This is a genomic window from Dendronalium phyllosphericum CENA369 (genome assembly GCF_016056275.1).
Lineage (GTDB): Bacteria > Cyanobacteriota > Cyanobacteriia > Cyanobacteriales > Nostocaceae > Dendronalium > Dendronalium phyllosphericum.
The window spans coordinates 14,553-39,820 of record NZ_JAECZA010000314.1 but is presented as its reverse complement, the minus strand read 5'-3'; the positions used below and the strand labels follow the sequence as shown (position 1 = coordinate 39,820).

18 protein-coding genes are annotated in these 25,268 nt (G+C 41.2%); 6 read left to right on the top strand and 12 right to left on the bottom strand.

Annotated elements, in window-relative coordinates; translation table 11 throughout:
• Nucleotides 1-209: 209 nt before the first annotated feature.
• Both I8752_RS35530 and I8752_RS35525 read left to right on the top strand, forming a co-directional pair.
• On the top strand, nt 210-482 hold the full coding sequence (locus I8752_RS35530; protein ID WP_225896120.1) for a hypothetical protein: 273 nt from the start codon (nt 210-212) through the stop codon (nt 480-482).
• Nucleotides 436-6,678, top strand: a complete 6,243-nt coding sequence (locus I8752_RS35525) for an ATP-binding sensor histidine kinase (RefSeq protein WP_214436837.1) — start codon at nt 436-438, stop codon at nt 6,676-6,678. Before I8752_RS35530 ends, I8752_RS35525 begins: the two co-directional genes overlap by 47 nt.
• On the opposite strand, the gene I8752_RS35520 is transcribed toward I8752_RS35525, so the two are convergent.
• Both I8752_RS35520 and I8752_RS35515 read right to left on the bottom strand, forming a co-directional pair.
• Nucleotides 6,668-7,402 carry an anti-sigma factor gene (locus I8752_RS35520; RefSeq protein WP_214436836.1) on the bottom strand — a complete coding sequence of 245 codons (735 nt, stop codon included), beginning with the start codon at nt 7,400-7,402 and terminating at the stop codon, nt 6,668-6,670. The two genes, I8752_RS35525 and I8752_RS35520, sit on opposite strands and share 11 nt — an antisense overlap.
• 4 nt (nt 7,403-7,406) lie before the next feature.
• Nucleotides 7,407-8,075, bottom strand: coding sequence for a sigma-70 family RNA polymerase sigma factor (locus tag I8752_RS35515; protein WP_318780941.1), 669 nt, complete (start codon nt 8,073-8,075; stop codon nt 7,407-7,409).
• 493 nt (nt 8,076-8,568) lie between these two features.
• Here I8752_RS35515 and I8752_RS35510 point away from each other — a divergent pair, with 493 nt between their 5' ends.
• The 4 genes from I8752_RS35510 to I8752_RS35495 are packed head-to-tail and all read left to right on the top strand — an operon-like array spanning nt 8,569 to nt 10,529.
• On the top strand, nt 8,569-8,925 hold the full coding sequence (locus I8752_RS35510) for a hypothetical protein (protein WP_214436835.1): 357 nt from the start codon (nt 8,569-8,571) through the stop codon (nt 8,923-8,925).
• Between the two features lies 1 nt (nt 8,926).
• Nucleotides 8,927-9,220, top strand: a complete 294-nt coding sequence (locus I8752_RS35505) for a peptidase (RefSeq protein ID WP_318780940.1) — start codon at nt 8,927-8,929, stop codon at nt 9,218-9,220.
• Nucleotides 9,217-9,603 carry a cupredoxin domain-containing protein gene (locus I8752_RS35500; RefSeq protein ID WP_214436834.1) on the top strand — a complete coding sequence of 129 codons (387 nt, stop codon included), beginning with the start codon at nt 9,217-9,219 and terminating at the stop codon, nt 9,601-9,603. The genes I8752_RS35505 and I8752_RS35500 overlap by 4 nt, the downstream gene beginning before the upstream one ends.
• Before the next feature lie 14 nt (nt 9,604-9,617).
• Nucleotides 9,618-10,529, top strand: coding sequence for a metallophosphoesterase family protein (locus I8752_RS35495; protein ID WP_214436833.1), 912 nt, complete (start codon nt 9,618-9,620; stop codon nt 10,527-10,529).
• Between the two features lie 488 nt (nt 10,530-11,017).
• Here the strand turns inward: I8752_RS35495 and I8752_RS35490 are convergent, their stop codons facing one another.
• The 10 genes from I8752_RS35490 to I8752_RS35445 form a co-directional block, all read right to left on the bottom strand.
• Nucleotides 11,018-13,414, bottom strand: coding sequence for a DUF6519 domain-containing protein (locus I8752_RS35490; protein ID WP_214436832.1), 2,397 nt, complete (start codon nt 13,412-13,414; stop codon nt 11,018-11,020).
• A gap of 10 nt (nt 13,415-13,424) precedes the next feature.
• On the bottom strand, nt 13,425-15,971 hold the full coding sequence (locus tag I8752_RS35485; RefSeq protein ID WP_214436831.1) for a hypothetical protein: 2,547 nt from the start codon (nt 15,969-15,971) through the stop codon (nt 13,425-13,427).
• Complete coding sequence (locus I8752_RS35480; RefSeq protein WP_214436830.1) at nt 15,968-18,871, bottom strand: putative baseplate assembly protein; 2,904 nt, start codon at nt 18,869-18,871, stop codon at nt 15,968-15,970. Before I8752_RS35480 ends, I8752_RS35485 begins: the two co-directional genes overlap by 4 nt.
• Nucleotides 18,868-21,408 (bottom strand): putative baseplate assembly protein, encoded by a 2,541-nt coding sequence (locus I8752_RS35475; protein ID WP_214436829.1) that lies wholly within the window; start codon nt 21,406-21,408, stop codon nt 18,868-18,870. Before I8752_RS35475 ends, I8752_RS35480 begins: the two co-directional genes overlap by 4 nt.
• Complete coding sequence (locus I8752_RS35470) at nt 21,405-21,809, bottom strand: GPW/gp25 family protein (protein ID WP_225896119.1); 405 nt, start codon at nt 21,807-21,809, stop codon at nt 21,405-21,407. Before I8752_RS35470 ends, I8752_RS35475 begins: the two co-directional genes overlap by 4 nt.
• Entirely contained in the window at nt 21,809-22,360 is a 552-nt protein-coding gene (locus tag I8752_RS35465) for a phage baseplate assembly protein V (RefSeq protein WP_214436828.1), read from the bottom strand. Before I8752_RS35465 ends, I8752_RS35470 begins: the two co-directional genes overlap by 1 nt.
• Nucleotides 22,357-23,517 carry a phage late control D family protein gene (locus I8752_RS35460; RefSeq protein ID WP_214436827.1) on the bottom strand — a complete coding sequence of 387 codons (1,161 nt, stop codon included), beginning with the start codon at nt 23,515-23,517 and terminating at the stop codon, nt 22,357-22,359. Before I8752_RS35460 ends, I8752_RS35465 begins: the two co-directional genes overlap by 4 nt.
• Nucleotides 23,518-23,529: 12 nt before the next feature.
• The gene (locus I8752_RS35455; protein WP_214436826.1) at nt 23,530-23,814 is read right to left on the bottom strand and encodes a LysM domain-containing protein; all 285 of its coding nucleotides are present in this window, start codon (nt 23,812-23,814) and stop codon (nt 23,530-23,532) included.
• 97 nt (nt 23,815-23,911) lie between these two features.
• Complete coding sequence (locus tag I8752_RS35450; RefSeq protein ID WP_214436825.1) at nt 23,912-24,568, bottom strand: hypothetical protein; 657 nt, start codon at nt 24,566-24,568, stop codon at nt 23,912-23,914.
• Nucleotides 24,569-24,656: 88 nt separating this feature from the next.
• A complete protein-coding gene (locus I8752_RS35445; RefSeq protein ID WP_214436824.1) occupies nt 24,657-25,082 on the bottom strand; it encodes a hypothetical protein in 426 nt (141 codons plus the stop codon).
• Nucleotides 25,083-25,268 lie beyond the last annotated feature (186 nt).

Genomic DNA, 25,268 nt, shown 5'->3' with positions numbered 1-25,268 from the left:
TTACAAATTATCATAAATTTTAATAAAAGTTAACATTACGTCACATATATTCCTCAAAACTTTCTTATACAGTTCCTAGTGAAAAATTTATGATTAAAATCGCAGGGGAGAGAATCTTGCGGTTTCTGCAAGGATGCACACCCATAAAAAAATAAAATTAACCGCTTGACAAAGTTTAGTGGGTTGCCTAGCCCTTTCAAGGTGTTGTGGTGGATTCAATTAGGGTAAAAGTTTCTGGTGAGGGCGAATGGAAAGTCCGTACACATGGGGTTGGTCTGCTGATGCTGGCTATGACACAAAAGCCTGTTAGGAAACCATTTCCCACAGAAAAGCAAGCTATGCAAGCGTTAATGGGAATACTAGTAGAGTGTAGAGGCGTTGTTGCACGGCTTTTTAATGAGCAGCAAAAAGCAACTTTTATCAGAATATATATAAATGGCTACTCAAAACCCCAGCCCAATCATTCCCAGATATCAAATTAGCTCTCAACTTTATGCAGGCTCCAGAACCAGAGTATATCGAGCTATTCGAGAACAAGATAGACTCGCAGTTGTCATCAAACTTTTGACCTCAGCATATCCCAACTTCAACGAATTACTACAATTTCGCAACCAATATACCATTAGCAAAAATCTCAACATTCCTGGAATCATTCATCCTTTATCATTAGAACCCTATGGTAATGGTTATATTTTGGTAATGGAAGATACGGGAGGCGTAGCTTTAGGAGAATACATTCAAACCACTACCCTCTCCTTGGTGGAACTTTTAACAATCGCTATTCAATTAACTGATATTCTCCACGATTTACACCACAACCGTGTTATCCACAAAGATATCAAACCTGCCAATATTCTGATTCATCCCCAAACAAAACAAGTTCAACTGATTGACTTTAGTATTGCCTCTCTCTTACCTAAAGAAACCCAAGAAATTAAAAATCCCAATGTCTTAGAAGGTACACTTGCTTATATTTCTCCCGAACAAACCGGAAGAATGAACCGAGGCATAGACTACCGTAGCGATTTTTATGCACTGGGTGTGACATTTTATGAATTATTAACCGGAGAGTTACCATTTATCTCGGATGACCCGATGAAGTTGGTGCATTGTCATATTGCACAACAACCGCCAAAGCTAGAAGGCAGGAGGGAAGAAATACCAACAGTCTTAGGCAAGATAATCAACAAGTTGATGGCGAAAAATGCCGAAGATAGATATCAAAGTGCGTTGGGATTAAAGCATGATTTAGCAACTTGTTTGGCGCAACTTCAAGATACAGGGGAAATTACAGATTTTGTCATTGGTAAGCGGGATATTTGCGATCGCTTTCTAATTAGAGAAAAACTCTATGGACGAGAATCAGAAGTTGCTACCTTGTTGCAAGCTTTTGAGCGTGTTGCCAATGGCACAGCAGAAATGATGCTGGTAGCGGGATTCTCTGGGATTGGTAAAACTGCCGTCGTTAATGAAGTCCACAAGCCCATTACCCGACAGCAGGGGTATTTTATTAAAGGTAAATTCGATCAATTCAATCGCAATATTCCCTTTTCTGCGTTTGTGCAAGCTTTGCGCGATTTGATGGGGCAATTGTTGTCAGAGTCAGATACACAATTAGCACAGTGGCGAAGCCAGATTCTAGAAGTTCTGGCAGACAATGGCCAAGTTATTATTGAGGTGATTCCAGAACTAGAACGAGTAATTGGCAAACAACCGCCTGCGCCAGAACTGTCGCCAAGTGCGGCACAGAATCGGTTTAACTTATTATTCCAAAAGTTTATTGCTGTATTTACCACAGCAGAACACCCTTTAGTGATGTTTTTGGATGACTTGCAGTGGGCAGATTTAGCTTCCCTACAATTAATTAAACTGCTGATGGAAGATCGGCGTTATCTGCTTTTGTTAGGGGCTTATCGAGATAATGAAGTACAAGCAGGCCATCCGTTTATCTTGACGGTGGAGGAACTGAAGAAAACTGGCAAGACTGTCAATACAATTACCCTCGCTCCTCTGACTTTGAGCGATACGAATCAGTTAATTGCTGATACCTTGCATTGTACGATAGAGCGATCGCTTCCTTTAACAGAATTAATCGATCGCAAGACTCAAGGTAATCCCTTTTTTATCACCCAGTTTCTCAAAAGCTTACACGAAGATGGGCAGATTACATTTAATCGCCATCATGGCTATTGGGAATGCGATATTGCCCAAATCAAGGCGTTATCTCTTACCGATGATGTGGTGGAATTTCTCACCTACCAGTTGCAGAAATTACCTAAAGAAACGCAAAATGTACTGAAACTAGCGGCTTGCATTGGCAACTCTTTTGATTTAAAAACCTTGGCGATCGTTTCACAGCAGTCTGCAACCAATGCTGCAACAGCGTTATGGAAAGCGTTGCAAGAGGGCTTAATTTTGCCAACTAGCCAGAGTTACAAGTTCTTTCAGGCAGAGAGTAGCGAACTTGATTCCCAAACAACGGTTGACGATCGCTGTGTCAATTTAACTTATCGCTTCCTGCACGATCGCATCCAACAAGCTGCTTACAAGTTAATTGCGGAAGATGGCAAACAAGCAACTCATCTGGCGATCGGTCAATTATTACACGCTAGTACACCGGAAACTGAACTAGAAGCAAATATCTTTGAAATTGTCAATCACCTGAATATAGGCATTGACTTGCTCGTTCAGCCTGAGAAAAAACTTGAGTTAGCCCAACTGAATTTAATCGCAGGGCGCAAAGCCAAGGCGGCGATCGCTTATAATGCTGCCGTCAACTACTTCACTCAAGGGATTGATTTACTACCTTCTAATACCTGGGTAGTACACTACGAATTGACCCTGAATCTGCATCACGAGCGTTTGGAAGCTGCCTGCCTGAATACAGACTTTGACAAGCTAGCAGTGTGGGGTGACATTGTGTTGCAATCTGCTACTTCTTTACTGGACACCATCAAAGTCTATGAAACCCGAATGATGGCATTCCGGTCGCAAGGTCAATTTGCCAAAGTAGTTGAGACTGGGTTGCAAGTCCTGAAATTACTCGGCGTGGAATTTCCCGAACAGCCGACTACGGCAGATATTAGTGCAGCAACCCAACAGACAAAGCAACTGTGGATGGGGCGCGCACCCTTAAGTTTGCTGGATTTATCTGTAATGAGCGATCCGCATCAACTGGCAGCCATGCAAATCCTGACTACACTAGTCTCCTCTGCATTCATTGGTAAACCGGCACTGTTACCACTACTCACATCCAAGCAAGTCGAGATGGCTATCCAGTTTGGCAATTCACCTATTGCCATTTTGTCCTATGCAGACTATGGAGTGACTCTTTGTGGTTTGATTGGAGATATTGATGCTGGGTATGAATTTGGGCAACTTTCATTAAAGTTACTAGAACAACACCAGATTAACGCTTTTAAAAGCAGAGCTTACTTTATTGTCAACAGCTTTATTCGGCACTGGAAAGAACCATTAAATCGCAGTATCCCATCCTTGCTAGAAGCTTATTACAGCGGCTTAGAAACTGGAGATTTGGTATGCGTGGCGTTGAACTTAGTGTCATATAGTCAGTGTAGCTATTGGAGCGGTCGAGAATTAAATGATTTGGCCCAGGAAATGGAGAATTATCGGCAAGTCATCAGCCAGGTCAAACAAGAAGCAACGATAAAATATCTAGAGTGTTACCTGCAAGCGATTCTCAATTTATTAGGACAAGCTGAAGTTCCCTATTATTTGCAGGGCAAAGTCTTCAATGCCGCTGAAATCTTGCCCAGCTTACAAGCTACCAGCAATCGCACGGGGTTATTCTATCTTCATTTCAATCAAGCTGTTCTGTGTTATTTGTTCGGAGAATACGAAGCAGCCTCACAACAAGCAGCCTTAGCAGAACAGTATAGTAATGCTGTAAATGGCTATTTCGTCGCAGCTGTCCGAGTTTTTTATGATGCTTTAATTCATCTAGCACGCTACACCGATGCTAACGCCCAAGAAAAATCAGCTATTTTAGAGCGAATCAATGCCCATCAAGAAAAACTACAAACTTGGGCTACTTATGCTCCATTCAATCATCAACATCGCTGTTCGCTTGTGGCAGCAGAACGCTATCGGGTGCTTGGTCAATTTGCTGAGGCGATGGAACATTACGATTTAGCTATTGCCCAAGCCAAAACGCATGGTTTTGTGCAAGAAGAAGCACTCAGCAATGAACTGGCCGCTAAATTTTATCTCAGTTGGGGCAAAGAAAAGGTAGCCGCAGGCTATATGCAGGAGGCATACTACTGTTACGCTCATTGGGGCGCAAAAGCCAAAACTGAGGATTTGGAAAACCGCTACCCCAATTTACTGCACCTGATTCTCCAGCAGGGAGTACAACCTCTGAATGTACTGGAAACACTATCACAAAATGCTACTCAGCTTTCGGTTCATAGCTCCACTGATTTAAGCCATTCCTCTAGCATCAGCATTAGTGCTCTCGATTTTGCTGCTATCCTCAAAGCCTCTCAAAGCCTTTCTGGTACGATTCAACTCGATGAACTGTTGCACCAACTGACTCAGATTATTCTGCAACATTCTGGGGGCGATCGCTGTGCCTTGATCTTACCTAATAGCCAAGGAGAATGGCAGGTGAGAGCCATTGCCACACCCGAAATCACACAACTGTATTCCGAACCCCTAGAGGGTAATCCCCACTTACCAATAAAGTTAATACAGTATGTCAAAAATACGCAAGAAGTTGTGGTGATTAACGAACTCAAAACCAATTTACCTGTAATTGATGAGTATTTACTTCAACGACAACCAAAAAGTTTGCTGTGCTTGCCGATTCTCAATCAAGGACATTTAATTGGGATTTTATATTTAAAGAATCGCTCCACCAGTGGTGTGTTTACAAGTAATCGCATCCTCATTCTCAACTTTCTTTGTACCCAAGCAGCGATTTCTCTGGAAAATGCCCGTCTGTATCAAGATTCACAAATTTATGCTCAACAGTTAGAAGAATCTCTAGAAAAGTTACGGCTCAGTGAAGCCCGCTTTCAAAAACTAGCAGATAATGTTCCTGGTTTGATTTATCAAATTCGGATTAAAGCCGATGGTTCATCTTCAGTATCCTATGTCAGTTCTGGGTGTCAAACTCTTTACGAAGTAGCAGCGGAAGATGTGAAGTCAGGGAAATACAGTCTGCGCGATTTTGAACATCCCGAAGATAAAGCAGAGGCTTTTCGGGCAACTATCGAGTCAGCGCAAAATCTTACCCCATTTCGACATGAGTGGCGTATTGTTACACCCAATGGCAATATCAAATGGGTAAAAGCGGCCGCCCAGCCAGAACGTGGGGAGGATGGTGAAATGGTATGGGATGGAATGCTAATTGATATTAGCGATCGCAAACGTGCTGAACAAGAGCAACAGCGACTTTTAGAGATTTTGGCTGCTACCCCAGATATTATCGGCATTGCAGATGCCAATGGCAATAGTCTCTACACTAATCCAGCCGGACTGAGATTTTGGCAGATTGCAGATAGTGCTGCTGGATTTCATATTTCTACTGTCACCCCACCTACAGCAATGGAATATCTGCAATCCGTCGCTATTCCCACCGCCATCCGCCAAGGAGCTTGGAGCGGTGAGTCGGCCATTTTCGACTCCCAAGGCAATGAAATTCCTGTTTCTCAGGTGATTATTGCTCAAAAAAATGCCGCCGACGAAATCGAATATCTGGCAACCATTATTCGAGATATTAGCGATCGCAAACTTGCTGAAGCTGCAATTGAGCAAAAATCCCAGGAACTTAAAAAAGCTCTCCAAGAACTACAACAAGCCCAATTACAAATGGTGCAAAATGAAAAAATGTCTGCACTAGGTAACTTAGTTGCTGGGGTAGCCCATGAAATGAACAATCCTCTTGGCTTTATTTCTGCAAGTCTTATACAAGCTAAACCCATCTTGGCTGATATCACCGAACATCTGAAACTATATCAAAAAACTCTACCCAATCCCCAACAGGAAATCAAAGACCATGCCCAAGAAATTGACTTGGATTATAGCTTAGAAGACTTGCCGAAGATGATCGATGCAATGACGATCGCTTGTGACAGATTAAAAAATATTAGCACCAGCTTAAGAACCTTCTCCCGTGCCGATAAAGATTATAAAGTGCCATTTAACATCAATGAAGGCATTGATAGTACAATTTTAATTCTCAAACATCGCCTCAAAGCTAACGAACAACGTCCAGAAATTGTAGTGGTCACTGAGTACGCTAATTTATCGTCAATTCCATGTTTTCCTGGGCAGTTAAATCAGGTATTTATGAATATTCTGGCTAATGCTATTGATGCTTTGGATGAGTCAAATAACGAGCGTAGTTTTCAGGAAATTCAAGCAAATCCTCACAAAATTATCATTAAAACTTCAATTGACGATCGTCACGTAAAAATATTAATTGCTGATAATGGCAAAGGAATGACTGAAGATGTAAAAACACGTATATTTGACCATTTATTTACCACCAAACCGATTGGTAAAGGTACAGGATTAGGACTAGCTATTGCTCGGCAAATTGTGGAAGAAAAGCATGGCGGAATAATTGCAGTTAATTCTGTTTTAGGATCGGGAACGGAATTTACAATTTCCATTCCAATTGCAGATGAACTGAATCGGTGTTTTAGCTCTTAGTAAATGAGTTACTCTGCATCACAATAGTTCCAGTGGGATAACGGCTAGTTTCAGACGATTCCAACGTCACGAATAATCCAGAGATACCTGTGTCATAAAAGTCGGCAGGCATCCAGAATTTATCTAGCACCTTTCCCTGGGGATTAATTTTCACAGTGCCGCAGGGAATTTTTTCGCCATCAGCGATCGCCCATAGTCGATAGACTTTACCTGTGGGTGGAGCCACGAGATTTTGCACGGCGAGAATTCCCTGCCGTTGTCCTAAATTTACAATAAAGCTACCGGTAGTAGTATCCGAGGCATTCACAGCCTTGAGAGAGAAAAGTTGCGTTTGGGACTGTTGCAGTAGGATATTGATGTCACCAGCTATGGCCAAATCTTGCCGCAAGCGATAGTTATCTACTCCTAAATAGAGAATCAGCAATGCCGCGACACTACCCATGATTGTGTACCAGAGCCGCCGAGACCGTTTGTAACGTGAGGATGGGAAAGTCTTGGTAGCGGCAGCCAAAATGGCTCCTTGGAGATGGGGAGGCGGTTCAACGCTGTTTAAGCTGTAAACAACCTGGTCTAAGGTTGCCTGAAGTCGCTTCACTTGTGCCACTAATGCTGGATTTTCTGCCAACAGTTGCTCGAAAACTTCTACTTCGGTGCGATCGAGGTTGCCCACGACATAGCCTGCTGCCAAGGTTTCGATTGCTTCAGGAGTAAGGGGTTCAGTCATAACCTTAGTCAATGGAGTCTTGTAAAAGTTGCTTCAGTTTCAGGAGTCCCTGGCGAGTCCAGCTTTTCACGCTTCCCAAGGGTTGATGCAGTTTTTGGGCAATTTCTGATTGGCTCAGTCCAGCATCATACGCTAGTTCGATCGCCTGTCTTTGCCGATCGTTAAGCTGGGTCAATGCCTGCCGCACTTGCTGCGATCGCTCATGGAAAACAGCTTGCTCAATCGGAGTATGCGCGGGGGGTGCAGCAGTGACGTTCTGCCCCCAACGTTGCACCAAATTCAGGGTGCGACTGCGCGATCGCAGTTTGTCGATCGCCCGCGATCTAGTCATGACAATCAAGTAGCGCAGCAAATGACCTTGTTTTGCAGGGTCAACCGGACGCTGCCACAACGATAGAAAAATTTCCTGGGTCAGGTCTTCGGCTTCCGGTTGGCTGTGCAACACTTTTAGCGCCACTCCATACACCACGCTGCCATAGCGATCGTAGAGACACCCTAATGCCGCTGGTTGCTTTGCCTTCAGTCCATCCAAGAGTGCGGCATCGCTCTTCGATGACGGTTCTGATGAATGGCGATCGGGAGAACTAAGATCCATAGATTCAGGTGAATAGACCGAGGCTATCTCTGCGAAAATGTTCGATGCATCTTGCAATGTGAGTGCCAATCTTGTCACAACTTCTTTTAAGAATAGAGCAAACTTACTTTCATCTCTAAAACGATTGATGAAGCGAATTGGATGAGTTTAGCATCGAAATTTTGTAGAAGTGAGTTATTTGGTTTTGATTTGTTGATGTTCTTCTTGCACCTCAAACCAAACGAACCGCGAACAGCAGTCTAGCAAAGCATTTGCAGAATTTAAATCCAATATTGGTTCTCAGTCGTTTTAAAGGTAGAGACAAGTAAGTAACCCAGTTAGCATTTTTTTGGGGCATAAGTTGCAACTAAATTCCTGGAATCACGCTAATTGCTCACCTGCTTACTCCTACAGCTTTTAACACTGGCCATTATTTATATCGGCAGACCGTAATGCCCTTGTTTGGCATGTCATAATTTTGCACCTTTGGCAGTTTGGATTCAACCAATTTGCCTGAAAGTTTGTGCTGCATCCAAGCATTGAAGGTCAGTAAAACCGCTGTAGCCAAATAACCAATCCTAGAGGTAATTCTATGCGACGCTCTATTTCTGTGCTGTTAACAACAGTGCTTGTGTTTGCCGCCACTTTGCCTGCTGCGGCGCAGTCCCAAACCGCACCAACCAGTTTCAATCCCTACGTGGCAAAGCAACCTTCTACAAACCAGCTTAACCCTTTTAATCTGGCAACTCTTGCGTATCAAGGCTACTTCAAAGACCAAGGCATTCTCAGCAATGGGGCATTGCTCGATGCGATCGCGTCTGGAACGATCGCGGCTCAAGACATTATTCAAGCTGCTGTCAAAGCGAATCGATTGTCTGAGCAAACGTTAAGCGATCGAGGCTATCGCCATCACCTTGAAGAGCAACTGCAAGGATTTACAGCAGACTAACATGATGAAAAACATATTTCGCAAGTACCATCGGCTAATTGCCACAATCTTTTGTTTGCCGTTATTCTTTACTGCTGTTACTGGTATTAGCATTGCGATCGCCGACACATGGTTGCATCAAGAAGAACTGGCTGGATTTTTAATTGCTGTTCACACCTTGCAAATCTTCAAACTCGATGCCATTGTGCCAGTTTTAAATGGGCTAGGTCTAATTGGCTTAGTGGCTACCGGAGCAAGCATGACTGGACTGTTTGCTAAACGCCGTCAACCAAAGCGGATGGAAGAACGCCCATGAAATACATTTCTTATTTTTTCATAGCGATCGCTAGTGCCTTGTTGGTCATTCTGTTGTCGTTGTCATCTTGTAGCCCGAACCCAAAGACAACGAGCCAACCACCCCAAACTAGGCAACAAACTGCCGATACTACGGTCAAAATTCGTAATTTCAAATTTGAGCCAGCGAATTTGGCGATCGCTGTTGGTAAAACTGTTCAATTTATCAATGTCGATGAAGAACCCCACACGGCTACGGCTATGGATGGTACTTTCAACTCTAAAGCACTGGATACCAATCAAACCTGGAACTACACCGCTACTAAACCGGGTACTTATCCCTATATTTGCTCAGTTCATCCCTTTATGAAAGGGACACTGACAGTAACAAATAAGAAAAACTAACCAGAGGAATACCAATGCAACGCAGAAAATTTATTGAACATGTAGGCTGGACAGGACTCGGCATTGTGTGGGCTGTTGGTGGAAATGGTTTATTAACTGCCTGCCAAGTCGGAGACCAAAATGCTCAAAAATTATCCACGGCTTCACCGTTGTCCTTCGTTCAAATTAGCGATACACACATCGGTTTCAAAAAACCTGCAAATGAACATGTGACCGATACGCTCCAGAAAGCGATTGATGCAATCAATGCCTTACCCACTCCACCTGCTTTTGTCATTCACACGGGAGACATTTCCCATTTGTCTAAACCAGAAGAATTCGATCTGGCCAAACAACTGCTTTCTCAATTGAAAGTCCCACTGTTTACTCTACCAGGGGAACACGATACGATTGGCGATCGCGGCAAAGCTTACGAGGAGGCCTTTAACCGCAAGGATGTCAAAGAAGGCTTACAGGTTTGGGATCGGGCGGGAGTACACTTTGTCTCTTTGACCAATGTGCTGGACTTTGGGGCAACTGGCACTGGCAAACTGGGTGAGGCGCAATTGGACTTGCTCTCCAAAGATTTGGCAGCGCAGAAACAGGATACACCTCTAGTTGTTTTCAGCCATATTCCTCTGTATGACCTTTATCCCAAATGGGGATGGGCAACTGCCGATTCTGCTAAGTTGCTTTCCCTGCTATCTCGTTTTGTATCGGTCACAGTGTTAACGGGACACATCCATCAAGTGATTGAACACAGCGAAGGTAATATTCGTTTCCATACTGCTGCGGCAACTGCTTATCCCCTCCCCCCTCCAGGTCACGGCGATCAACCTGCTCCCGTTAAGCTTCCCGAAAATAATCTCTTGGCAGTGCTGGGATTCCGCACAGTTGAGGTAATTTCCGACAAGGATACTAGAGTTGACCAACATGCTCTTTTGTAGAAATATAGTTCAACAAATGATGCTGCTGAGGTATTGGCTTCTTATGTTTCAATGAACTCAATACCGTGTTGAGTACACAGCTGTTCAATTCTCTGCTTTAATCTTAGCTGTGGGGATTTGGACAAATTGTTGGTTCTTTCTGGAGTTATGACGAAATACGTATTTCGTCATGACCGAATGGCACTAAGTTAAACGTAAACCCTTGATATAACTGGATGAGCGGGTGTGGGGTATAGGGAATTAAGAAAATGTTGAACTTCTTGACGTAACTAAAATTTGATTGTCTGAAACACTACACCCAATACCCTACCCCCAACACCCTGCTTTGACGAGGTTTTAACTTTTCTTAGTGACATTCCGTCATGATCCCTTTCCCAATTCCGATTTATTGCTTGGTTTTAATCACCTAATTTGTACAATGAACCAATTTAAACCTTTTTTCTCTTCTGGATAATTTCAGTTATTTACTACTTGCTTATTTCGGAAAGTTACAGAAGAGGGTTAATATGGATAATGCTTACCCAATCTCCACCTTCAGAACCATTTCCGCTAAAACGCTCAGGAACACCAGGCCAGATATTGTTGCCATCTAATGCCTGAATTTTGCTAGAAGTTAATTTGTTATTTTGGATTTGAAGGATATAAATTTTACCTCCATCGACTAAGCGCCATTTAAAATTTTCTTTCTCTGCAACTAAAATAAGATTTTGCGAAAGTGAAATTCCTTTATCTTGAAATTGCTGGCGTAATTCATCAGGAATAATACCTTTATTTAAATCTCCTAATAAATTCAAATTTGCGTTATCAAATAAGGGTTCTTCATTAAGAATCCAATCTCCATGTAGCAAAATAGTAAACTGATAAATATTACTTTGGTTAAAGACAGCTTTCTGCAACCAGTCATCAGGTGTAATCAATCTAACAGCTTCAGTGTACTTAGTATTTTCATTTGTTAAGGTTTCAACTTCTGTAATTAGATTGATATTACTATTCAATATTTCATTGCCAACTGCCCAACGGATAGATTTTATTTCAGTTTTTTTGACTTGAACTGGTTCAACCTTCATTGGCAATATATAAAAAACTTCACCTTTCAATACATTATCAGTGTGAGCTAATACAGATACACTACTCCTATGTAAACTATCAATAAGTACTGGTTTTTCAAACTGAATTACTAAACCTAGTTTAGTAAATAAATTTCTTAAATCTTGAGATTTAAATTTAAATAATTTCTCCTCTGGAATATTACTTGAATTTTCCTGTAATTCCGCAATAGTGACTTCCAAAACTTGATCGTGATGCCAACTAGCATTGATGACGCGATTGAATTCTATTATTGTTTGTGCAGTCAGTTCTTTCTGAGGAATAGGCAGTGTAGGATTTTCCGGAGAATTAGCTGCTATAGGATTATTATCTTTGTTACTTACAGGTGTTATATTGTTATTTTGACTGCCAATCTTTCTTCGACAATCGTAAAGTGTTACATTATTAGGATTACCTGAAATAACTGCTAGAGGTGCATAATAATGAGCTATCCCATGCGGTGGTTGAGATTGAGGCTCTAATTTTCCTTCTTTGTTTTTTAGTTTGGGCCATTCTACATTGCCTGTAGCTGTCCGCACAGGAATTAACCAATAATCGCCAACTTGATAAGAGTTATTCTGAGTATCTGCTTGAAATTGAATCTCAATTCCATCTTCAAGGGGAAACCATTTATGATTCACTTCAGATAAATTTACCTTGACTTCTTTAGAGTCCCAACGGCGTAATAAAGGATGCTTTTCTGGAAGCAATGTTTTGTTTTTAGCATCACCTGAGAGAATTACTTGATTTTGAATCCGGTCTACTTGTTCAACTTTTAGTAGTTGGCGATCGCTATTTCCAAGTACATAATCATCATCGACTATTTCAAGCCAATCACCAACTGATAAACTGCAATCTTTGTCCTTTCCTAAATGTTCTAGCGTCAATGCGATCGCAGAAGAATTACTCTCAGTAGATGTGACAATCGGAAAAACAATTGAGCTATTTTCCCGCGACCAAACAAATGATAGTTTATTGTTATTATTAACAGTGGGAACTGTAAAAATTTCTGCGCGATAAAGATGGTTTTCTGTACCGCGAAATTTAGAATTAAAAGGAATAACGCAGGGATTGTTCGTTCCTGTAGAACTAGGTTTTGTAACTCTAGCAATAATTTTGCCTTCTCCAGGCTTGATTAATTCTTGACCTAACAAACTGTAAAAATAGTCACGATCCTTGGTAACTTGCTTGGCAACCGTTTCAATATCTTTATCCTCTTTTAATTGTTTGAGCTTGACTTGCCAAACTAACTTAGAGCGAGTTGCAGTATCCGCTCCTCCTAAAGCAACTTCACGAATATTAATTTTGCGATCGTCATAATCTTCAATGGGGGTTATATGCCGTTCCCAAACATCAAGATAAGCAAGATATGTCGCTCCCTTTAGTTGGACTTGACAAGGATCTATAAGTTCCGGCTGAAAATCTGGTTGCTGAAAATAAGATACAAATTCCTCATTTTCACAAAGTATTCCATCTACATAATAATTGCCTTTGCTAATTAAATAGCTTTGAGATTGAAGCAGTTGTTTTAATTTCAGTTTTTCTTCATCGTTCAGATGATTAATATTATTAATTTGCTCTTCAGTGGCGATAAATTCAAAACCACAGTTATGTTCTGGCCCGCCTTGTAGTCCAAATATATCTTTAGCTAAAGTTTGCAGGCGATTTAGTAAAATCGATGTCTGTTCGTTAAAGTCTGCATCTAATTGAACTCGACCTTGTTGCATCAGGACGCGAAGGAAGTGCTTGCTCTTGTCGTAGGTATCACGAGTAAAATCGCCTCTAAATTCTCCTTGCATAACAACCTCGTTAACTAGCGTAAATAATATTAATTTCAGTATCGGCGGGTGTATATTCCTCTAAACGGATGCGTAGATTAGCCTCTTTTTGAGGCTGATATAAATTGTGAAAAGCACCCATTTCTGATTCATCATCAGCACCACGTTTGATTTCCTCAGCACAGGTTGACGCTAACTGACAGTAGGTAGGTGTGCCATAGCGCGTACTGTTGAATTGAGGTTGTACGCGGCTTCTAGCAACAAGTTGTTCCACCTCTATCTGTTCTGGTTGTAGTTCAGTTTTTTGTCTAACTATCTGCTCGACTAAATCCGGTTGACAATTATATCGGCGTGGCGTGCGTGAGTTTGGCATCACATAGCAGAAACGGATACAACCTTGTTGGCGACGAGCAACGAATATAATGCCCTTAAAAATACTGTTTTCTGCTAAATCAATTGCATGGACTTGAATTTGTCCAATGACTGTACAACGTGCAATAGTCAACCGCGCATGAGCTATAGAGTAACCCACTGCGCCGATCGCTTCACCTTCTACGTTAGTAGCATCTATAATGCTATCACTAATACATATCGGCAAAGGGTCAGCCTCTACTTCATCTTGGTTAACCTGAATAGAGCCAACAATACTGTGTGCGATCGTTACACATCCATTAATATTAAATAATTCCAAACTTGGTTCGCTGGAACGTCGAGGTTCGCAGTCACAATGTAATGACCAGCCCGGCACTAATGTAGAATGACGGATAATAACCGCAGCCGATTTGACAACAGAGGTAGGATAATCTACAAATTGAGTGGGATTACCTTCTATATGCACTCCCCGACCAGTAATCAATAAACCATCGAGAACAAAGCAGCTTCCTGACTCTACTGTGATATTTAAAGCATCACCTAAAGAAGTTCTCCAATCTAGAATGCGTATCACCGGACGCTTGCGGTTAGCTGCACGTAATTGCAAACTTTGATTTTTTTCTAGTTCAATATTGATTCGTTCTACATAAACACCACTGTCAAAAATTTCAATCACAGCATTATGGGGTTTGTCTCGCTGCCACTGTAAAATTGCCTCGGTAATACTTTGATAATCCGCTTGTGAGGTTTGACTGACGCTGTAATGGATATAATGTTTTCTGATTTGAGATGGAAAAGCTTCTTCTAATAGCAAGCGATTGCAGCGAATCAGTTCTTTGCCGTAGAGATTTTGCTGAATCAATCTTTGAGTTTCTGCACTCAAGGTGATAGCTGCAAAACGTTGTTTATCGTAGAGGCTTTTACCTAAAAGTAGTTGATTTAACTCTCTGAGCAAAGCTGTAATTAAAGCTGGTTCGGCAGGAGGAATGATATAAGCATCCAAAAGCCTTCGGGTATCACCAGAAAGCTGCGATCGCAAAAATTGAGATAATGCAGAGGCATCTTGTTGCGAGATAAAAACGACTGGCTCTTGAATATCACCCACATCAAGTAAAAAATGTGTCGCAGAATCTAACAAAGTTCGGTCATATTCGCCACCGCCAATATCAGCACTAAAACCATAATAATAAGAAACCCAAACACCATTTTTTGGTAATTGGCGGATGGGAAAAATCATCCGCCCCAATTCTGGATCGACTGCTATATGGTCTTGCTCTGGTTGATAATTCCAATCACCCAGATCGGCAATAATAATTTGCTCTGGAGAAATTAGTTGCAATTTTGCACCAACACCTTTCCAGACTTGCAAACTTTTACTAAATTGTTCTGGATTTGGGTTTGAATCAAAATAATCACTTTTACAAGATTGTAAAACTTGCCGTTGAATGGGAATAGGTAAATTTAATTCACGAGCAATTTTAGTTTCATCTTCTGCTATTTGGGGACGAGTGTAAAGCGGAGTGTCATTACCCGTAATACTAAAGGTGTAACAGTTAGAACTAACTTCTTCTAAACAAAAAGCTGGTGTTAGAGTCATGGAATAAGGTTTTAATCGCCAAACAAAAATACCAACATTCGGAGTGTTGTATTTTCCCGGTTGATATTGTGAAGCAATATTGTGAATATCTACTGTATGAGCTAATTCCTCGAATGGGTTATTTAGCTTTGCGACTGCATTGACTTGATGCAGATTTACTGTTGTTGAGCTTGACGAATGCGGGTGATTGATATGTTGTGTTTTGCTAACTAGCCGATCGAATTCTACAACTCGTGCCGGCCAGCCAGCTACTTTATCAGCCAGCAATTCCAACAAAGCCAGCGTCCCTTTACGCCGTCGGTAGCGAATAGTATTTGCGACTTCACGCCGGGGAATTAAAATATTATTGCCTTTTTCATCAGCGATCGCATTTGTACCATAATTGCGAATATTTTGATAACCAATTAAATCGCCAATGTATGGTACTACCCAATCTTGGCAAGTTTCAATAAACCAGTTCTCGTAGAGTTGAGTAATATCTGCTTCAACAATATTTACTTGTTCAGCAATGACACGTAATAAATCCCGTAGGGGATAGCCTTGTTCGACATCACGGATGCGGTAAACAGCTGGCAACAGTTCATAAAGGCGGTCTGGGGAATTGCTCATGATTTCAACTCCTTCAGAATTAGTGTGTCTGGCACTTGAGGGCTGAGAATAGCTAATTGAGCCGGAAAAAGTTGGTTTATTGTGGAATCAAAAACAGCCAAGTTTACAGGAATTCGTTGTTTTGGTTGTATTGGTAGTTGTCCATTTCCAAGACCGATGCCTAGTTGTGCCAGTTCTTCTAGTTTTCTATTTAAAATGTCTGGATTTTGGGCTTCAGTTTCGGAAACACTATCTAAAATATCTACATCTACGTAGTCTACTCCTGGTACTTGTTGAATCGTGCCAATAACTGCACTTAGGGCAACATCTTGTCCTAGTTCCTGACGTTCAAAGCTAAATTTATCGAACAAAGCAGTCCGAATTTTTAATGCTACAGATGTCCATTGATAATTTGCTAAAATCCGCACATTGGCGCTGATAATTAATAGCATAAGTTCTCGCATATCTACTTTTAGTGCTTGATTGGGGTCGCCAAATTCATATAATGCTTGCACAAAGCTGCGGTATAAATCTGAATTTCTATCAATATAGATATCATCAGCCCCAGCGATGGTAATGTGGATAATTTGACGCGAACCATTTGAAAGACGTTGAGCATTTGCTTTGCCAATTCCAGTAAAGGTACGGGCAAAATTAGCATAGTCCTGCACGGAAACTGCACGGTTGAGAGATGTTACGCCAACAGATGCATTGCGGCGAATTTCATAATCGCTTTCTGGGTCTGCGCCTCCTGTGGCTGCTATGGGGTTGAGTACGCCACTCAAACCCAGAGGTTGCATTGCCAATTGTGCGATTTTTTCTGCTCCAACATTACCGCTTTTGCCAATACCACTGCGGTAAACTGCCATAATATTTTCAACCCCACTGGGTAATCTAGCTCCATGTTCGCCATTGCCAAAGATAATAGTTACGTTGCCATCACTATCAGTTTGGGTGATATAGGCGCGGTCTGTAGGACTTAACTGGATTAAACTTTCTACTTCTTGCCAACGGACATCGTTAACATATACTGACAAACTGCTCGCAACGCCACTAGGATTAGGTGCTGGTAAGTAGGTAAGGGGCGGTTGTGATAGGGTAAATTGTTGATTTGCTTTAGTAGCGTCACCACTGCCGAGTATTTCAGTATGAGTCTCGCCATGAGTGGCTTTAACTACGTTGCCATAGATAGTAACAGTCTCTCGCTTGTAAGTATAAGCCAAAGGTCTGGCAAATCTGAGGAATGTATGCGGTTTGTCATTGGGCAAATTAGGATTGATATCTTGTCTCACCCCAGCTAGCATGACAACTTCACTCTTCCACACACCGTTAACACCAGATATATCACTGCGTTCGCCAGAAATAATCAACCAACGTCCAGGTTGTAGACCTTCATAGAGATTGTCTAGTTCAATTTCCATCTGGTCGGATATATAATGTTCGCTACTTGGTGCATCTTTCAAGTCAACTGGTTTTTCAACCAAATTCAAATCTTCACTCTTGAGATACACTGTAGTTTTACGCATTACATCTAAAGATGTATCTTGTTCTTTTAACCAAGGTTTATCTAAAGTAAGTTGCGTAATTCTTCCTACTGTGTTGTATGCAATTTTAGTAAAATTTTCTACTTTGATGACTTGATAAATCCCAATTTCATTAACATCTACACGTTCAATTGCCAGCCAACTACCAGGTGTAATTTCATCATATTGGGCATCTAATACTAAAATATTTCTTAATTCCGATGGAAGCGTGTTAGAGGAATTTGATGTTGGCTCATCTACACCTGAAATTTGCCATTCTTCGTATTTTTCAATTCGTCCTTGCTGGTCAAAAATTGGCTTTAATTGTACGTCATGTCCGAAAGGTGCAGCTTTGATTCCTAAAACTTTAATTTGGTTTAACTGATTAGCAGAATTAGCGCGATCGCTGGTTAAAATTTGATATACTGCTGTGTTGTCAGCAGGATTTAAAGTATTATTAATTAAGCGTGAATTAATATCAATGTTTGCGGGAGAAAAAATTTGTTCTTTTGACCGCTCTAGTTCTAGAGCATTCGCAGGTTGTATTGATGGCAGTTTGATTAATTGTTTGATTTTTTGTGCTTTTGTACTTGCTGGTGCAACCTCAGTAGTTGGTTGTTGTGTAACTTCTGGTGGCAGTTGTAATGTAATTTTTGTCCGGTTTTCTTCTGGTTGAGGCTCAATAATTTGAACTTTGCGAATGACTTGCTCAGTTTCAGCATCACCAAAGATTAGTAAAAGCGGATCGTTAGGTTTGAGATTCGCACCTATACCATCTAAATAAAGCTTGTCAATTTCCGTAGCGGCTTTTGAATTAACTTCCTGCTGTTGCTTCAGCCGAGGCTTGAGCCTATTCAACTGGGCATAAACTCGCAGTTTTTCTGATGTTTCAAAAAATTCTGGCGATTCATCAGAATTAGGTATACTTTGGCAGATCAAACCAATAGGAATTTCCAAATTGTAACCATCTTCGACGGTAAAAGCTAAATAAACGCTAGCACTGACACCAGGACTATGTGCATAGTCTACTAATCGAGCTAATTCTACTAAGGAACCTCGCTCAATGGCAGTGCGTAAGTAACCTTCATTGGCTATGCGTTCCTGATAAAATGTCAGAACGTCTGCAACAGTAGCCCAAGCGTCTAACAGAGCAATAGAAGGGTCGTTAGAGTCCCGTGTTTTTAAATTTCTCAACTGGGGAAACTTGCTATCGCCCAAACGCGCTTGCATTGTCTCGAAAAAGCTAGCATGGGTTCCAACTCGATAAGCTAAGGTATACAAACCAGGTTGATTAACTACTGATTTGGGAGTGAGAATTTCTGCACCTTCGCAACAAGCACAGCTGGAGCGATCGCTTGATTTATAGTTATGACAGTTACAACTACAACTTAATTTCATCTCCCACCTCGCAAATCGAGTGTTAATCTACCGTTTTCAATAAAGTTTGGGTTGTTATCGAGTCGGGCAATTTCCCAAGCACCAATGGGTAAAAAACTTGCTTCAATCTCGCGGTTGGAACCGACAAAAAGACGTTCTAACTTAGTCACAGAGACACTTTCAACGCCTGGAACAGTAGAAGCTTTAGCTACAATCTGACTTAAAGCAATTCCTTGGCCAAAAGTCCAGTTATCAGGATGGAAGAAACCACGCTGACCATCAGATAGAACCCGGTTACTGAAAATATCCAGCAAAGTAGCTTTGACATGACCGCGCAAATAGTCAAATTTGACATCAACTCTCATGGCGATATCCAAACAGGCGTAACCTGCTCGTTGAACGATGACATCATGACCAATGCGGCGATATTTTTTTAGGTCTGTGGCAATATTTCGGAGTAATTTTTTATCTGCTGCATCTTTGTCGAAAGGATCTACTGTCACCCAGACTTCATACCTACTGCCTGTCCACCGTAAGGTAGCTGCTGCTCGTTGCACTTTTGTTGAGAAATGTTGGATTACCAATTGTGCGTAGTCATCAGCAGTGATAGCACGTTCTAATTTTTCGTGAGATAGGTGCGGTGCATATAGTTTCACCTGAGATAGAGGTTCGGGTGCTGTCCCACCTTGAGCTGGGAAGGGCTGGTGTGGTTGCAATGTCGAACCACTAATTAGTTGATTGCGAAAAACAATATAAGAAATCGCTCCAACACTAATATTACCTGCAAGTCCGTTACCGACTCGATAGGTCGCTTGGAAGTGAGTATTGACTGCCGGTTTGATTCCTAATTCACCGTCTCCAAAGCGTAAGTGTGCTTGTCCATCATTGTCCATTTCCACAACAAAATGTTGGTCTTCGCTATTGCTGTCTATAAGGTCGTACTGGGGAGTCCAGATAGAGTTATTGACAGTATTCGTAAGTTGAATTTGAGGTAATGCTTGACGGGGGTCTTGAATTAGCAAACTTTTAGCATCTTGAGTTAGATGATTTTTGGGCAGAGGTTGGCTGAAAGTTAAAGGCGTTTTTTGTAAGGTAGGACGAAAGCGATCGCCTACTACTAAAATCTCTATAGGTTCGTCTTCTTCTTGGCATCCCTGGATTATCTCTTTTCCCGGTACAGTTCCTAAATCTTCCCGTTCAATAGTGCGTCCGCGATCGACTAGAATTACATTGCCTCTGGCAACACTAATATCAACTAGCTGACAGTCTGGTGGTACTATTGCTGAAATACAAAGGGGAAAAGGCAATGCATCCTCTTTTGACCATTCGATTTCTACAATTGGCTGATTGTAAAGTTCATCTACACTTGCCTTGACATTTGTCAGTCGGACTGCATGGCGATGCTTCATATCTGCATCTTCCAGGATGCCTGTTTTCGGATTTCTAATTTCTTCAAAAATGAGGATGTCACCAATTTTCAGATGCAATTTTCGCTGCTGTTCGGGCGATTGAGTATTGGCAGAATTAGGCTTCTCTGGTAGTGTATGTTGTATAAATTCATCCAATAATGTAGCGGTTGTGGAATCAGGAGGAAGACAACAGGAGCGATCGCCCCAAGTATAGAATAATATCTGATTGTGAGCCTTGTAGAGATGAATCGGTAGTGGCGTTAGCGGTTCAAAAACTTCATAACTGCTAGGAGGCACATCATCTAGATGGCGAATATCTTCTAGGATAGTGCCGAGGGGAGGCGCGTTTTTATAACTAGTAATAAAGTAGAAATTTTTGGCTTCCAGGGAAATATTAATACTTGTCTCTAACCATAACCAAGTACGTGCATTACAGCCCTCATGCATCGGATAATCAATGAGACGGGCATGACGACGGACAGAAATCCGTTGGCGGGCAGTTTCTAGATAAGCTTCGGTGGCTACAGCATCCTGATAGTAGCTGAGATAATCACCAACATAAGCGAGGATTTCCACTAAAGTAATTCCTAAATCCGGGACGTGACGTTCTTCCCAATCAGGCATTATCAAGGACAGGCGGTCTAAAATCAACTGGCGAAAACTAGCATAATCTTTGGCCAAATAGTTGATAGCTGGTTCAACTAGTTGCGGTGGCGGACAAGTTTGCTGTTGCAAGCAATCCATGTCAGTATTACAGATACCATCTCGGAATTTAAATTGTACTAGAGAGTAGCGTGGGTCAAAATTAGGATATGGTTGGTTTGTGGGTTTGCCATGTTCATCTAACGACACCAAGCGCAAAGTATAGACAGAGAAATCGCCAGTTTGGTCAAGATTAACTGTTAAATAACTCTCACAATTTGGGGGATTTTCTATCTCTAAATTAATCACATGAAGATTGCGAATCCGCTGGCCACCTTCAATCAGAAGATTCTCTTTTTTCAGGTCTTGTGGTACCGAACCTAAAAAATAGACATATAGCGATCGCAAATCATCGCTAACTTCTACATAATCTAGCCCGTTTTTTCTTTGCCTACGAATTTCTTGACGGCGCTGTTCGTTTTGGAAAGTAAGGGTGTGGCTGTTCATGGTACAGTCGTCCTAAAAGTAGCTGTTTGTGTCTCGCCAGAACTTTGCACCAAATATTCCACCACTATGTAAAGACTGGAATCAACATTTGTTACTTCCAAAGTTTGCAGATCGATTAAATCGCCCAACCATTGCTCAATAGATGCTTGAATCGTAATTTCCATAGTTGTTGCTAGTTCCACACTATTGGGTGCAAAAATCAAAGACAATACACCACAACCGAAATCTGGACGGTTGACTCGTTCGCCGGGAGTAGTAAACAGTAGTTGTTCGATTAAGTCGCGGATGTGTTGATTTTCATCGCTGGTGCTGGCGGTGCGATGGTATCTGTCAAAGTGAAAGGGAAAATCGATGTTGATGACATTCTTTTGCCTGGGAAGATTTATGAGATATTCTGGCATCAAGTCACCTCCAAATCAGTGTTATTAATCGATACCGTCTTACCGCTCAGTTTTATAGTTGCATTCTTTCCATTGTCGATTTCAATTCCCGAATTATTTATCACTATTTTCATAGTTTGCTTACCAATCTTGGCTTCGATAGTGATGCTTTGCTTACCTGATTTATCGTTGATTTCAATTTTGCCAATATCGGTTTTAAGTACCTTGATATCTGGGTCATAAGGATTAGCTGGTACTATATTTGGAACCTTTTCATCTGCCCAAAAGCAGCCACTCCAAATTGGGTAGTCTGGATCTCCATTTTCAAACTCCATCCAAACTAAAGCACCTTTGGGTGGAATGAGAAATAACCCAATTCCTTTGCCAGCATAAGGAACGCAAGGCAATGCCCAACCGCTGGGATCGTTGCCAAAAATTTCTTGCACTTTTGCCTGCACGCGTCCAAGCTGCCACGGGTCATTATTATCAAAAACTACGCCTCGGTATTTGCCATAAAAAGAAGGTCTTTGTGGATTAATACTTCCACAAATATCAAGTTTTGGTTGGTTCATACTTGTAACATCTGAATTGTTGCACCTTGTCCCTCACGTTTCAAGGTAAAACTTTGTTTGTATTCGCCACGCTTGATGCGATGTGTTACCTGTTTGACGTAGTAATAACCACCGTAAGTTTTTCCCACACCCCGCACTCCCACTAATTGACGCACTTCTAAGACATAACCGTAGCGAACAGTATCTACTTCTCCAGTAGCAGTGACAGCATTTTCCTGCGAACGGCTAGCAAATGATTCGGTTTCCTTTTGGGCTAAGATTTTTTCGAGTTTGTTGGTGCAGCGTAGCACTTCTTTTCTTAAGAATTTAGCAGCCTTACTAGCTAAAGCTTGACTGGGTGATTTAAGAACCTGAATCGGAATTGATGCCCCAGTTTTTTCATCACTAACTGATGCTTGAGGTTTAATAGCTTCCAGCGCATTAAAATTGAAACTTATGGATGAATCTACATTGGTAAATGCCCCCATGTTCATTGACAATGCTGGTTGAGCAGGAGTAACTTTATCTTTTTCCTCACCCCAATAAGCAATATTTGTCCCAGGAGTTTTAGCAGGCTTAATTTCAAAAATAAAACTATTACGTATAGCCAGTTTTTGAATAAACTGTAGGTCTGTACTTTGCTGAGTTGTAATTTGTTCTTGTTGGTTGGGTGAAAAATATTTAGTAGTATCTTGTACATCTAGTGTTAACCCATATTTAATTTTATATTTATTTAAAATTTTGTTAACAATTTTAGAATCAGATAAGTTTAGGTAAGTTTCATTTTTATCTTCCAGATCCAGCATCAGACTAATATCTTCACCAGTCACTATTAGCCTTGATTCTCCTGGTTGATTACTCGGTGCAATTTGATGATCGGTAATAATGCCATCAATTAATATAGGGCTTTGAAAACTGCGGTTTACACCAACTTTTACATTAACTATGACCTGAATAATTATCCGGTTGGGAGGATCTAAAATGCCTTTGCGGAGTAACCAATAATCTGAGAAATTTTTTAGTTCTTTACTCAGACTAAAGGTCATTTGAAAGCCACTGCGATCGCGGTCTTGTTGAGTCACTTCTAAGTCTATCAATGCGTCTATAACTTCATAAGGTGCAGGTCTTGGTATGGTCTTACCAATCAGGAGTTTTACGCGAATATCAGGTTCAGGCATAACTTAACCTTTTTAGAGGAGAGGAATACGCAGTAGCCGACCAATTTGGGCAGTCAATTCATTAGGGTGCATAGTATTGTTAGCATCGCATAGATGCCAGAAAAGCTCCGGGTCATGAAGATAATTTGCAGTGATATTATCTAGGCGATCGCCCTCGCTGACTTGATGTTCTTGAAGAACTTCAAACCTCTGTGGTGATGGTAAAAATCTCCGCCGGAGGTAAACAATAGTTTGATTTGATGTTGTTTGCCACTTGGCAGTTTCTATATCGTAGTAACGACTGCTTTCATTCAACATTTTGTTCTTTTATATTTTACAACTAAAAATCTCTGTTAACTGAGATAAATTTGAAAAACTGACAACTAAAATAATTAATGGTTGTCAAGAGCCAAATTCATAATAAAGAAGCAATAGTCTTGATAACAGTTGCAGCCGTATTCACTTTAGCCAAAATCTCTTTTTGCTTGTAATAAACTTGGAATAACTTGCTACCTTTATGGTCAAATCTCAAATCATTTGTGCTTAATACTTGCATACCTAAACTGACTTTGGCACGAATGGGATTTAATTTGGAGTCAAATGCTTCTTCGGTAATACTGAACTCAGAGAGGCGCACTGGCATTACACGATTTAAGCTCCATATAAATACAGTCAGATTAGACTCAATTGGTAAGACTTCTAAAACACCCATGCGGGCAAGTTGATTGTTTTTTTTGATTTGGCTACTTTTAGGGTAGATCAGGGTTTCTAGAACTGCTAATTGAGGGTATATGCCAAATAACACTGTATCTGGATTTTTTGCCGGAAACTCAAGTTGGTCTGTAGCATCAATTTCTGCCTCTAGTTGAATTGTCTCTAGGGGTGGCGCAACCAGACGCAAGGCTTCTAGGCGATCGCTTCCTTCAGCACCCGCACCTCGTACCTGTAAAGTGCGTCTGAGTGTTTCAGGATTGTATTGCAATACAATCACTCCTTTGGGGAAAAAGGTGACAGCATCAAGGATGGCGATCGTTGCTTTTAATAACTTTGGCGCACCAGGAAAGTGGGACATAAAAATATTCCTAAATCATTTCAATTCAGTAACAGATTTCAAAACCGAAAAATTATGCATTTATACTTCCGACTTCTGACTTCATTTATCAAGTCCCTTTTGTTGTCCTATTTGTAGTAGTGAAAAATCCCGTGCCAAAATATACCAGCATTGTGTCTGGTTCCGGTGGTACTGTTGGAGTCGTCGCCGGCACGATAACTTGGAATCTCGCTGTAAAGGTAGTACCTTTGAGCAATACTGCTGTTCGCTTAGATTTAACTTTTCTGGCTTTTTGATTGATGGCTAAGGATTGAATGGAAAGTGTTCCTGTACCAGGGGTGATATTTGGCGGACTTGTATAAGAACAACCAGGGACAATAACTTTTTTCTCATCCCCAAAAAGGCAAATTTTCTTTTTGTTAATTGTTGGTATGCCAGTACCATTTAATATACCAGGACGTACTGCAACTATTGCTTTGCCAAAAGTGGGGTTGAATATAGCGCGATCGCCAGTGACGAGAATAAAGTCTAACATCTGCTTTTTGGTGAGGAAATCAAAGATTAGTTTGCATGTGGCGATCGCACGTTTATCAATAATTTATGCGTAGGCGATCGCTTGATTTTTAAGATTGTCGCTATAAGATTTGCGATCGCACTTTCAGCGATTGGGTTTTCCTAAAGTTACAAAAGCGTCTGAGGAAAGCTATTTCATTCCTAATGG